Below are 12,320 nucleotides of genomic sequence, written 5' to 3'. Positions count from 1 at the left end.
CAAACCCTAACAAGTATTAGACAACCGGCGGGGGCTTTCGATAACCGGAGACAAGCTTACGATTGAAAACACCATCCCGTGAAGAGTCCACGATGGAGACCAGCCTTCTCTTATTACTATAACTGTTAAAGCCTTCTAATTTTGATATACTGTTTTGATAGATACCAATATAAGTTCGATAAGTCACCGGGGAGCGTTTCCCGGGAAAAGGGTGTAAACAGTGATCGACCAGGCAGAAATACAAATCAAGAGCGGCGACGGCGGCCGGGGTTCGTCCGGATTCCGGCGGGAGAAATTCGTGCCGCGTGGCGGACCGGATGGGGGCGACGGCGGACGCGGCGGCGATGTCATCCTCGAAGCCGACAAGGACATGGGCAGCCTGATGAAGTACCGTCATCAACGGCATTTCAAGGCTGGCGACGGCGCCCGCGGCGCCGGGCAGCGGTGTTCCGGCAAGAGCGGCGCGGATATCGTCGTCGGGGTGCCGGTGGGTACCGTGATCCGGGATAAGGAAACCGGAGAGATCGTAGCCGACCTGTCCCGCCACGGCGACCGGGTTGTGGCCGCGCGTGGGGGCAAAGGGGGGCTGGGCAACACCCACTTCGCCACATCCACCAACCAGGCGCCGAAACTGGCCCAGACGGGTGTTCCGGGTGAAACCAGGACGCTGACGCTGGAACTGAAACTCATCGCCGACGCGGGTATCATCGGCCTGCCCAACGCCGGCAAATCTTCGCTGTTAACCGCGATCTCTGCGGCCCGGCCGAAGGTGGCGGCTTACCCCTTCACCACCCTGGAACCGATCCTCGGTCTCGTCGAGGCGGCGGGGCGGCGGTGGGTGGTGGCCGACGTGCCGGGGCTTATCGAGGATGCCCACCTGGGCAAGGGGCTGGGGCACCAGTTCCTGCGGCACGTGGCCCGGACCCGAGTGCTGGTGCACCTCATCGACGGGTCGGCGGCGGAGCCGGTCAACGACATGGTCAAGATCAATACCGAGCTGACGCTCTACGATCCCCTGCTGGGCCAGAAGCCCCAGGTGGTTGCCGTGAACAAGATCGACCTGCCGCTGGTGCGGGACCGGATGCCGGAACTCAGGGATACCTTTGAAGCGGCGGGTATCAAAATCTTATTCATCTCCGCGGCCACCGGCGAGGGCGTCGATGGGTTACTCGCGGAACTCGACCGCCTGCTCCAGGAAAAGGCCGAAGAGAAGGTAGTGGAATCCGAGGACGGAATGAAGGTCTTCAGGCCTTCACCTACTAGGGAAAAGGTTGTCGTAGAGCGTAACGTCGACGGCTGGCACGTGTATTCGGATGAATTCGAACGCCTGGTGGCGGGGTCCGAAACCGGGGATTCCGAGGTCAGACGGCAGCTATTCGGTGAACTCTGGCGCTGGGGCGTCGAACGAGCCCTCCGGGCGGCCAAGCTGAAACCGGGCGACAAGTTCTATATCGGCAACATGGAGTTCTATTGGTAAAAATCGGCATCATGGGCGGCACCTTCGACCCGCCGCACATCGGCCACCTGATGATGGCGGAGGAGGTCAGGCGACATCTTCGCCTCGGCGAGGTCATTTTCATCCCCGCCGGTGAGCCGTGGGTCAAGGCCTCGCAGAAAGTCAGCCCGGCGGCGGAACGGCTGGAGATGGTCAAACTGGCGGTGGTCGGCCGCCCATATTTCAGCGTCAGCGACACGGAGGTCAGGCGCCCCGGACCGTCGTACACCTGGGAAACCCTCGACGAGTTGCACCGGTCTTACCCCGGCGACGAACTGTATTTTATCCTGGGCTGGGACAACCTGACGGCGCTGCCCAAGTGGCATAAACCGGAGCGCATCATCGCCGCCGCCTGCCTGGCTGCGGCGCCGCGGGTGGGTTCTCCGCGTCCCGACCTCAAAGCCCTCGAAGCCGCCGTCCCCGGCATCGGGCAACGGACGGTGATCCTGACCGAACCGGAGATCGACGTGTCCGCCACGGCCATCCGGCAGCGGGTGGAGCTGGGCCAGCCCATCGATCACCTGGTGCCGCCGGGGGTGGCGGAGTATATTTCCGCCAGGGGGTTATACCGGCGTAAGGTGGGAAATTCCAATATCTAAATTCTAAGTAATACCCAAATTTGAAGGTTCGAAACTCATTCGTCCGGAAGTTCCTGGATCGATTGTTCGAGGAGCAAGGAAACAATGCAAGCGCAGGGCGCTTAACGTAACGGAGCCGCTAGACCCCCGGCCACCAATAACCCCCGATCAGCCATAATCTCCACCGTCAAGCCATCGGCAAGGACCCTGCCCTGTTTCATGATGACGAGGCGCGGGCAGAGGGCTTCGATGAGTTCCAGGTCGTGCGAGACGATAATCATGGTGATGTTCAGTGAACGCAGCAGTTCGATCAGTCCCCACTTGGCGGACGGGTCCAGGTTACTGGACGGCTCGTCCAAAGCCAGCACGTCCGGTGACATGGTGAGGACGCTGGCCAGCGCTACCCGCTTTTTTTCGCCCAGGCTCAGGTGGTGTGACGAGCGGCGCTCGAAACCGGCCAGGCCGACGGCTTGGAGGGCGCCGGCGACACGCTGTTTCACTTCCGGCTCCGGGAGTCCCATGTTGATCGGTCCGAAAGCCACATCGTCGAAGACCTCCGGGCAGAAGAGCTGGTCGTCCGGATTCTGAAAGACGACGCCGACTTTTTTCCGTATTGTTTTCAGGTTGGCGATGGTCACCGGGAGGCCGGAGATCTTCACCGCCCCGTTTGCACCGTGGATGATACCGTTCAGGTGGAGCAGGAGCGTCGATTTACCGGCTCCGTTAGCCCCGGCTAGGGCTACGGATTCACCGCGCGCAATCGACAGCCTTACGCCGTCGAGGGCTTTACGGCCGTCCGGATAGGCGTAATGGAGGTTGTCCAGGTGGATGACGGGGGGATCGGTCATAGTGCTTGAGGTGCCCCCTCACCTAACCTCTCCCCGTGGGGGAGAGGGATTTTGAATTGAGGATAAAATGATTTGTTGTCGTATTTCATGACAGCAGGCTCAGGGTTACGGGTAATATCAGCAAGAGCGACAGAGTTATGCCGATGAGGACATCGGCCCGGTCGAAGGTTAGATCGTTGAGGGTACGGGAACTGCCGTCGAAGCCACGGGCTACCATGGCGGCATAGACCCGTTCGCCGCGCTCGAAGGAGCGGATGAAGAGAGCGCCGATCATGCCGCCGACGGTTTTGGCCTGGAAGGCGTTAGATAATCGTCCCACCGTCCGCGAATCCCGTCCCTGCTTCATCCGCAGCACCTCATCGACCAGCAGGAAGAGGTAGCGGTACATGAAGGACAGGATCATCACCAGTACCCTGGGCGCGCCCAGGCGCTCGATGCCTTTGAGAAGGCCGGGCAGTGGCGTCGTCGAGGAGAGCAGGATAAGCGCCAGCACTGACAGCCAGCTTCGGGCAAGCAGCGTGGCGATGAAGACCAGCCCGCCGTCGGTGACGCCGAGGTGCCAGTCGCCGAAATTCAGACCGAACAGCTCGGCGCCGGGGCGGGTGAAGACGTTGATGATGCCCAGCAGCAGGACGAAGGGCAGGATGATCAGCGAGCGCTTGAGGACGTAGCCTAGAGGCAATCTCGATAGACCGAAAATTGAGGCGAGGATGCCGAAGTAAGCGGCGAAGGCCAGCCAGCTTCCGGCCTGGGTCAGTACCACCGCGAGGATAAAGAGTAAAGACAGCAGGAACTTCAGCCGCGGGTCGCGCCGGTGGACTGGGCTGGACAGATGGCTGTATTGGTCTAAAAAGCTGTGACGCATCGAGTCAAATTCCAATAACCAAGATACAAGTTACAAACAAATTCCAAACCTCAATATTCAATGATCAAGCTTATCCAGTTTTGGTGATCGGACTTTGGTTCACCGTGAATAACTCACCATGAATGGTTATTGCCTCTTGGAGCTTGATTGTTTCGGTGCCGGGCTAGAAGCCAACTCAGCGTGTAAACGGCTCCGAATAGGGTCAGCACCCCGATCCAACCCGCCAGTATCGTCGCTAGCGCCTTGTTCTCCACACCGGGGAAGATATAATCGGCGATCACTTGAAATGGCGCCGCCCGGGTGGTTTCGGCGAAACCCTGCTGTTCGGCCACTTTTTCCAGGCCGTCTGGGGAGCCGGAAGCTAGAGGTGATACGGTAACCATGAGAAGCGCCAATCCCAGGGCTATCAGCCACCATTTCTTATAACCGTTCACGGTCAAACCCTCTCCAATCGCAGGATATCAGCCCGGGTGGCCAACACAGCCTGGAGGATGAATACGGTTATCAATCCCTCACCGACGCCGATCAGGGCGTGTACGCCCAGCATGGCCGGTGTCACCACGGCAAACGGCGAGGCGCCTGAGAAGGCCAGTTCGGCGGCGGCGGCGAAGGAGGCCAGCATGACTGAAGCCCAGCCGGCAAGGGCGGCGCCAGTAAGTTGACCGCGGCGGTCGTTGCCAAAGACGGCGATTACCAGTTTATACACCAGGAAGGCGCCGAAAACCGCTACGATGCCCATGTTGAAGATATTGGCGCCCAACGCCAGCAGTCCGCCGTCCTGAAAGATAAGCGACTGGGCGATGAGCACGGCGGACATGATGATCACCCCGGCCCATGGTCCGATCAGGATGGCGCACAACGCCGCGCCGATGAGGTGCCCGCTGGTGCCCCCGGCCACGGGGAAATTGAGCATCTGGGCGGCGAAGATGAAGGCCGCCAGTATGCCCATGAGAGGTACCTGTTTCTCACCGATCTTGTTGGCTGCCACTTTCACGGCCGCGCCCAGCCCACCGGCCGAGGCGATGCCGGTGGCAGCAAGTGTGGTCATGTTCAGGAAACCGTCGGGAATGTGCACGGTATCAAATCCTAATGTCTAATGTCTAAACAAATTCAAATGCTAAAATCTCAAAGGCTCAAAACTATACCCGCTCGCGGCAATCTTGGCACAGTCCGGTAATCACGTGATGATTCAAGTCGGCGGCAAAGCCATGCTTTTCCAAGAGGCTTGTACTGAGTGGCGCCAGGAGTTCTTCCGGCAGTTCCGAGACCCGGCCGCAGATCCGGCATTTCAGGTGATGGTGGTGGCCTTCCTCGGCGTGGTGATAGACGTGGGAGCCGCGAAGCTCGGCTTTGACGGTAAGTCCGAGGCTCTCCAGCAGTTCGAGGGTGCGGTACACCGTGGAGCGGTTGACACCGGCTACTTTGGCCTTCACCTGCTCGTAAATGGCGTCGGCGGTCAGGTGCGCCCCTTCGCCGTGGAGGATGTCCAAGATGACCCGACGCTGCGGCGTCAAGCGGTAGCCCTTGGCTTTTAGTATGTTATTGCAACTCATAGTTATTGCGACTCTTTGCAATAAGAGATTGTATAGGGGAGTGAGGGGTGGGGTCAAGGGGTATCCAAAGATTCGGAAAGAAAAAGGGAGAGGCCAAAGCCTCTCCCTTTTCAAACTAAAAGCGAATTTCTACCGGGCGTAATCCGTAGCTCGGGTCTCTCGCAGCACCGTCACCTTGATCTGGCCGGGGTAGTCCAGGCCGTCTTCGATCTTCTTGACGATGTCGCGGGCCAGGCGCATGGCGCCCAGGTCGTCCACGACCTCCGGCTTGACCATGATGCGGACCTCGCGGCCGGCCTGGATGGCATAAGAGCGTTCGACGCCTTCGAAGCTGTTGGCGATCTCCTCCAGGGCTTTCAGGCGCTTGATGTAGTTCTCAAGGGATTCACGGCGGGCGCCGGGGCGGGCGCTGGAGATGGCATCGGCGGCGGAGACGATGAAGCCCCAGATGGAGGTTTCCGGCTGATCAAAGTGATGCTCGGCCACACCGCGGACCACGTCGGCGGATTTATCCCACTGCTTGACCAGGTCGGCGCCGATGGCGGCATGGGTGCCCTCGACCTCGCGATCGACAGCCTTGCCGATGTCGTGCAGGAAACCGGCGCGCTTGGCGATATTGACGTTGACGCCCAGGTCAGTGGCGATCATGCCGCACAACTGGGCGACTTCCACGCTGTGCTGCAGCACGTTCTGACCGTAACTGGTGCGATATTTCAGGCGGCCCATGATCTTGATAAGTTCAGGACGCAACCCGTGAACACCGGCAGAATAGGCAGCCTGCTCGCCGGCGGTCTGGATGGCGGCATCGACATCTTCCTTGGCTTTGACCACCACTTCTTCAATGCGGGCCGGGTGGATACGGCCGTCGATCACCAGCTTGGTTAAAGCCAGGCGTGCGATCTCGCGCCGCACCGGGTCGAAGCTGCTGACGGTGACCGCCTCCGGCGTATCGTCGATGATGAGATCGACGCCGGTGGCCTGTTCCAGGGCGCGGATGTTGCGGCCTTCGCGGCCGATCAGGCGGCCCTTCATCTCGTCGGACGGGATGGGCACCACGCTGACGGTAGTCTCGACGACCACATCGGAAGCGCATCGCTGGATGGCGTGGATGATGATCTCCCGCGCCTTCTCATCGGCCTCTTCTTTAATCTTTTGCTCCCACTGGCGGACGCGGCGGGAGGTTTCCTGCTGCATCTCGGACTCGACGATCTCCAGCAGGTGATCCTTGGCTTCCTGGGTGGTCAGGCCGGCCACGGCTTCGAGCTTCTGCTGCTCCTGGCCGCGGAGACCCTCGACCCTCTCGAGTTCTTCTTCGATCGACTTCTCGCGGGTCAGCAGGGCGCGTTCGCGCTGGTCGAGTGTCTCCAGCTTGCGTTCCAGAGTCTCTACCTTTTGGGTGACACGGTTTTCCTGCCGTCCAAGCTCGGCGCGGCGTTCCCGGAGTTCGGTCTCGGCGGCCATACGGACCTTGTCGGCCTCGTCCCGGGCTTCCTGGGTGATATTGCGGGCTTCAATCCTGGATTCGGCGATGGTGTGAGAGGCTTTTCGCTGAGCGACCTTCAACTGGCGGGAGATCATGGCGCCGCGGGAGATGAAAATGGCCATACCGCCGAAGATGGCGCCGATGACGAAACTGAAAAAGATGGCTAGTACGTTGTCAAGACCCATTATATTTAAAAACCCCCGATTATATATTTAGTTGGCAGCTGTTACTTGGGGGTAACGGCTTATACTAAGGTGTTGCCTCATTAGTGTCAACCTCAAAGCCGATGCCCTCATCCTTGAGGCGGTTCATCGTCTCTTCCGCCACGCCCCAACTGAAGCCCCGCCTTCTGAGAAAATCGCCCAGCTTGCGCCGGGCTTCTTCCGGCGGCAGTTTAGCCAGCCGGGTGGCACGCGGGATTGCGGCGCGATAGGCTGCCTCGGCGTCATCGAGGCCGGCCACGGCTTCTTCGGCGGTATCTCCGGTGACGCCTTTGCCCCGGAGTTCACGCTTAATGACGAAGGCGGACCGCGGCGAGGAAGCGGCACGGCTGTCGCTCCAGGCCCGGGCGAAGGCGGCATCATCGATCAGCCCGGATGTTTTCAAACGCGCGAGCACCGTATCGATGTCGACGGCTTCAAATCCCTTGCGGGCGAGCCGCTGTCGCATCTCGGTCTCGGTGCGCGCCCGGTAATCCAGGAGTCTCAATGCCGCCTGGTAGCAGACGCCTATCCCGCTTTCGGTTGACCGCGCCGCGGACGGCGGTCCGGATGGCAGTTCACCGGTCTCGTCGCCGTCGTCAAGCGGCTTGGCTCCTGTCAGCCGCTCCGTCATATGATGTTTCCTTTGTTTAAGACACTTTTCGGTATAGGCCCGGCAACGTCAGCCGGATCAGGGCATTGCGACCATAATCAATCAGATTCGACGGCGCTCTGGACGGATCCTGAGGCGCCACGGATATCGGCTTCGATGGCGTCGGCGATATCCTCTCGCTCAACGAGGAACGTCCGGGCTGCTTCCCGTCCCTGTCCCAGGCGCAGGTCGCCATAAGAGAAAAAGGAACCGGATTTTTTGATGACGCCGGCCTCCACGCCCAGGTCGATGAGGTTGCCCTCACGGGAGATACCGGAATCGAACAAAATATCGAATTCGGCGACGCGGAAGGGTGGGGCGACCTTGTTCTTAACTACTCGCGCTTTAACATGGCTGCCGATGGCGACGGTGCCGGATTTCAATGTCTCCACCCGCCGCAGGTCCAGGCGCACAGAGGAATAGAACTTGAGCGCGCGGCCACCGGGAGTGACCTCCGGGTTGCCGAACATGACGCCGACTTTCTCCCGGAGCTGGTTGATGAAGATGACGGCGGTGCCGGTATTGCCGATGGCAGCGGTGAGTTTGCGCAAGGCCTGGCTCATCAGACGGGCCTGGAGACCGACATGTGAGTCTCCCATGTCGCCTTCGAGTTCTGCTTTGGGCACCAGGGCGGCCACGCTGTCTACTACGACCAAGTCGGCGCCACCGCTGCGAACCAGTTTTTCACAGATGTCCAGGGCTTCCTCGCCGGCGTTGGGCTGGGCGATATAAAGCTCATCGAGGTTGATGCCGCAGGTCTTGGCATACTTTGGGTCGAAGGCGTGCTCCACGTCGATATAGAAGGCTTTGCCGCCGCGTTTCTGGCACTCGGCGATGACGTGTTGAGCCAGCGTTGTCTTGCCGGAGCCTTCCGGGCCGTAGATCTCGGTGACGCGGCCGCGGGGCAAGCCGCCCACACCCAGGGCGAGGTCCAGAGCCAGCGAGCCCGTGGGAATGACCTCGACGGCGACGGTCGAGGCGGCGTCAGAGAGTTTCATGATGGCGCCCTTGCCGAACTGTTTCTCGATCATGCCGAGGGCGATTTCCAATGATTTTTGTTTTTCAGTAGTTTTCTCTGTATTCATGTTCACCGTTCCTTAATTATCCGCGGTTATGATACCATATGCCCGGCTATTTACACAAGTGTTCTGGTATAGCAGGTGAATGGCAGGTTATTTTCTGGTCGCTCCAAGGTCTATCGATCCTGCCGTGAGTGGGAGGTTGGAGATTGCACCAGCAGCGGCGGACACTCAATGTGTTTAGATTCCTATGACCGTTAGAATGGGTTTGTCGACGGCGTGGACGATGTCGGAAAATTGAAATTAGCAAACAAAGTAAGAGTTTGCTAATTTATGATGCATTTTAACAATATTATGTCTAGTGAGGATTGACAAATCCGAGCACGGCGTAGTAACATCTATTAAGTTAGTGGAAATTACCTGCACCGAAATTCAGGAGGTATCAAATGCGCTTAGGACCAATGGAGTTAGTCATAATCCTGGTGATCGTTCTTCTAATCTTTGGTGTCGGCAAGTTACCGCAGGTCGGCGAAGCCCTGGGCAAAGGCCTGAAGTCCTTCCAAAAGGCTTCATCCGGTGAGGATGAGGAAGAAGTTAAGGAAGAGAAGAAGGAAGAGCCGGTCGAAGCTAAGACCGAGATCGTAGCCGTCAAACCGGAAACCGAGGAAAAACCCAAGACCGAAACCGCCGATAAGGCATAATACCGGAAAGGCGCTGGAGCGCCTCAGCCATTACGGGGGACACACTCCCGGAGGGGGATCGCCATGCGATTCGGACCTTTTGAAATTATACTGATCATTGTTATTATATTGCTGATCACCGGGGCGGCCTTCGTCCCGGCGGTGGGCAGAACTCTGGGCAAAGGCGTCCGCCAGTTGCGGAGCGCGGTCGGCGGCGAAGACAAAACCGAAAAAACCAAGGTGGTGACCAAACTGGAAGACGGCATTGCCGCCAAAGAGGTCAACCGCAGGGCTCGGGATAGTAAAGAAGGCACGAAGACCGGCTAAGGCGCCGGATCATTCTTGAGCGATAAGGCATAGGTGGCTAGATGAATTTTTTTGGCATGGGCACATTCGAGATCATTACGATCCTCGTCATCGCCACACTTGTTTTCGGGCCTAACAGGATACCCGAGTTCGCCAAAAAAGCCGGTGAGTTCGTACGTAGTTTTCGCAAGATCACCACTGAGATGACTAAGGAGTTTACAAAGGCAATCGACAGCTCCCCGACCAAGTCCACCGGTAAGGCTCCAAGTACCTCCTCAAGCCCTAGCCTCGATAAATTCCTGAGCGGCAGCGATAAAAAATAATTGCCTGAAATTAAGAAGGGCCATACCGATAATATGACCGACCAAGAAAAGCGTCTGCCCATCACCCAACATTTCACCGAGATGCGACAGCGCTTTTTCCGCTCCATCGGCGGTATAGTGGCAGGTACGGTTATCGCCATGTTCTTCGGCGACCAGCTTGTCCTCATGTTGCTGGAGCCTGCAGGTGAACTTGCCGATAACGTTCAGTCAATCGACGTTCTCGAATATATCAGCGTCTATTTCCGGGTCGCCCTGACTGCCGGTTTTATCATAGCCATGCCTTGGGTGCTATACCAATTTTTTGCTTTCCTGTCGCCAGCCTTCACTCCTAAAGAAAAAAAGATAATTTTTACCACTTTCCCATTTATCGTCAGTCTATTTCTTGCCGGCGTCGCATTCGCTTATTTTTTGGCGCTGCCGGTCACTATGTTCTTTCTCTTTGAATTTGGCAGTGATATTGTTACGGTAGCACCCCGCATCAGCACATATATCGATCTGGTACTAAGGCTCTTAGTTGCTATTGGGCTAGCCTTTGAAATGCCGATCATTTTAGGTACCCTGTCGGTGGTCGGCATTGTAAGTTCAAAATGGCTGGCTTCGAAGCGCAAGATATGGTTTGTTTTGGCGTTCGTCCTCTCCGCTTTCATAACGCCAACCCTGGACCCCATCACCCAGACATTGATCGCTGCTCCGTTAATCGTTTTGTACGAAATTTCCATCTGGCTCACCCGTATCATCGGTCGGCGAAAACCGGCTACGGCTGCCTGATTTGTAACCTCCTGGGTGTAGGCATATAATAGCGGCGGTTTTCCCCCAGCCATTACCCGACGGAAAGTCGGGTTTTTTGCTACTACTGGTAACCGGTAAATAATTTACACCTTACTAATTACTGATGAGCATGACAGACGGATTCGAGGGACTTCCCTCAATACTAAAATTACTCGAACGAGACGATGGTGCCAACCGGTAGCTTGTTCAAACGTCATGTCTCCAGGGCAGTCTTCGCTCTGGCGGTGGTGGCGCTGCTGGGCGCCGCCATTTATGGGCAGTTCAGTCACGGTTTATCCGGCTTCGAACCTTTTTTACCGGACAGCGTACCCGGCGCCGTAACTTTTAATGCCTTGCGCTCCAGCGGTGGCACAGTCTTGTTCGTGGCAAGGGACGCCGATGGACAGGATCTGAGTTATGTCACCGCCGCAGAGGGACCCGGTTACGGTGGGCCGATGACGGTGCTGGTCAACTGGACCCTGGACGGCGTCATTACCGGCGTCACGGTTCCGGAACACCACGAGGATATTCCCTGGTGGCGCGCGTTGGAACAGCGAGGCTTTTTTCAACAGTACAACGGGCGCGGTTTCATCGAACCGTTACGGCTGAACGAAGATATCGACGCCGCCACTGGCTCAACTGTCTCCTCCAACGGCGTCGCGGTAGGGGTGCGTGCCGGTCGCGGCGTTTTGGCCAGTCACCTGGGTCAACCTTTCACAGGACCGGGTGACCCCATCCAGTTCGGGACGCCGGAGATCGCCGTTATCGCGGGCATCTTATCGGTTGTGTTACTGCGGACCATACCCCTGTTCAGGCGACTCACATGGGCGCGGGGTACCATGCTTGCCTACAGCCTGGTGGTTTTCGGTATCTGGCTTTCAGTACCCCTGAGTCTGACCAACATCGCCGCATGGCTGGTGGGTTACGCACCTCCTGTGGAAACGTTCATCATGATATACATCATTGTCTTCGGTATATTAGGTCTGGCGGTCGTACTGGGCAAGAATTTTTATTGTTTCTGGCTTTGTCCATATGTAGCAGTTCAGGAATTGATACATTCCATATTCCGTGTAAGAATCCAGCCCGACGTCAAGTGGTTCAAATTTCTGCGGAACGCGCGTTATCTGCTCTTGTTCATCGCTCTGTTCCTGGTCCTGGCACTGAAGAATCCGTCGGTATCGGTTTTTGAACCATGGAACGTGCTCTTTAGTTTGAAAGGTACCGCCGATCAATGGGTGTTGATGATTTTCGCCCTAGGTGCCGCTATCTTTATCTATGACTTTTGGTGTCATTATCTCTGTCCGATCGGCGCGGTCATGGATATCATTTTAAGAGTCCGCCGGGGGGTTATCGAACTATGGCACAAAAACAACAAATCCGCGGCAAGCCACGACGCACCGCGAACATCTTCGTAGCACTATTAGCCGGTACGGGGTTCGTGATAGCGCTCTACGTTATTTTCAATAAAGTGGCGGTCGTGCTGGGGTAGAGGCGGGTTTGACTCCGGAGGAGGCCAGTGCTATCCTTCTTAACCAGTATTGTAATGGCAG

The 12,320-nt window shown here is 57.5% G+C and carries 15 protein-coding genes; 7 read left to right on the top strand and 8 right to left on the bottom strand.

Annotated elements, in window-relative coordinates:
• Positions 1-220: 220 nt before the first annotated feature.
• Together obgE and nadD are read left to right on the top strand one after the other, a co-directional pair.
• Positions 221-1,477, top strand: a complete 1,257-nt coding sequence (gene obgE / locus ABFB09_RS06440; protein WP_347000677.1) for a GTPase ObgE — start codon at positions 221-223, stop codon at positions 1,475-1,477.
• Between the two features lie 11 nt (positions 1,478-1,488).
• On the top strand, positions 1,489-2,094 hold the full coding sequence (gene nadD, locus ABFB09_RS06435; protein WP_347000735.1) for a nicotinate-nucleotide adenylyltransferase: 606 nt from the start codon (positions 1,489-1,491) through the stop codon (positions 2,092-2,094).
• Between the two features lie 101 nt (positions 2,095-2,195).
• On the opposite strand, the gene ABFB09_RS06430 is transcribed toward nadD, so the two are convergent.
• The 8 genes from ABFB09_RS06430 to recA form a co-directional block, all read right to left on the bottom strand.
• Complete coding sequence (locus ABFB09_RS06430; protein WP_347000676.1) at positions 2,196-2,921, bottom strand: ABC transporter ATP-binding protein; 726 nt, start codon at positions 2,919-2,921, stop codon at positions 2,196-2,198.
• An 85-nt stretch (positions 2,922-3,006) separates the two neighbouring features.
• Entirely contained in the window at positions 3,007-3,786 is a 780-nt protein-coding gene (gene cbiQ, locus ABFB09_RS06425; RefSeq protein ID WP_347000675.1) for a cobalt ECF transporter T component CbiQ, read from the bottom strand.
• A 113-nt stretch (positions 3,787-3,899) separates the two neighbouring features.
• Positions 3,900-4,220 (bottom strand): PDGLE domain-containing protein, encoded by a 321-nt coding sequence (locus tag ABFB09_RS06420; protein WP_347000674.1) that lies wholly within the window; start codon positions 4,218-4,220, stop codon positions 3,900-3,902.
• Between the two features lie 2 nt (positions 4,221-4,222).
• A complete protein-coding gene (locus tag ABFB09_RS06415) occupies positions 4,223-4,861 on the bottom strand; it encodes an energy-coupling factor ABC transporter permease (RefSeq protein WP_347000673.1) in 639 nt (212 codons plus the stop codon).
• Between the two features lie 64 nt (positions 4,862-4,925).
• A complete protein-coding gene (locus ABFB09_RS06410) occupies positions 4,926-5,339 on the bottom strand; it encodes a Fur family transcriptional regulator (protein WP_347000672.1) in 414 nt (137 codons plus the stop codon).
• 129 nt (positions 5,340-5,468) lie between these two features.
• Positions 5,469-7,007 (bottom strand): ribonuclease Y, encoded by a 1,539-nt coding sequence (rny, locus tag ABFB09_RS06405; RefSeq protein WP_347000671.1) that lies wholly within the window; start codon positions 7,005-7,007, stop codon positions 5,469-5,471.
• 64 nt (positions 7,008-7,071) lie between these two features.
• On the bottom strand, positions 7,072-7,656 hold the full coding sequence (locus ABFB09_RS06400; RefSeq protein ID WP_347000670.1) for a regulatory protein RecX: 585 nt from the start codon (positions 7,654-7,656) through the stop codon (positions 7,072-7,074).
• 77 nt (positions 7,657-7,733) lie between these two features.
• Positions 7,734-8,759, bottom strand: a complete 1,026-nt coding sequence (gene recA / locus ABFB09_RS06395) for a recombinase RecA (RefSeq protein ID WP_347000669.1) — start codon at positions 8,757-8,759, stop codon at positions 7,734-7,736.
• 380 nt (positions 8,760-9,139) lie between these two features.
• Here recA and tatA point away from each other — a divergent pair, with 380 nt between their 5' ends.
• From tatA to ABFB09_RS06370, 5 genes are all read left to right on the top strand, one after another.
• Positions 9,140-9,394, top strand: coding sequence for a twin-arginine translocase TatA/TatE family subunit (tatA, locus tag ABFB09_RS06390; protein ID WP_347000668.1), 255 nt, complete (start codon positions 9,140-9,142; stop codon positions 9,392-9,394).
• A gap of 63 nt (positions 9,395-9,457) precedes the next feature.
• A complete protein-coding gene (locus ABFB09_RS06385) occupies positions 9,458-9,700 on the top strand; it encodes a twin-arginine translocase TatA/TatE family subunit (RefSeq protein WP_347000667.1) in 243 nt (80 codons plus the stop codon).
• Between the two features lie 41 nt (positions 9,701-9,741).
• The gene (locus tag ABFB09_RS06380; RefSeq protein WP_347000666.1) at positions 9,742-10,002 is read left to right on the top strand and encodes a twin-arginine translocase TatA/TatE family subunit; all 261 of its coding nucleotides are present in this window, start codon (positions 9,742-9,744) and stop codon (positions 10,000-10,002) included.
• Positions 10,003-10,770, top strand: coding sequence for a twin-arginine translocase subunit TatC (gene tatC / locus ABFB09_RS06375; RefSeq protein WP_347000665.1), 768 nt, complete (start codon positions 10,003-10,005; stop codon positions 10,768-10,770).
• A 203-nt stretch (positions 10,771-10,973) separates the two neighbouring features.
• Positions 10,974-12,185: a 4Fe-4S binding protein gene (locus tag ABFB09_RS06370; RefSeq protein WP_347000664.1), complete on the top strand. Its 1,212-nt coding sequence runs from the start codon at positions 10,974-10,976 to the stop codon at positions 12,183-12,185.
• Positions 12,186-12,320: the final 135 nt, after the last annotated feature.

Origin of the sequence: Dehalogenimonas sp. THU2, from assembly GCF_039749495.1 — a bacterium.
GTDB lineage: Bacteria > Chloroflexota > Dehalococcoidia > Dehalococcoidales > Dehalococcoidaceae > Dehalogenimonas.
The sequence above is the reverse complement of the archived record's forward strand: the minus strand, read 5'-3'. Positions and strand labels throughout refer to the sequence as shown.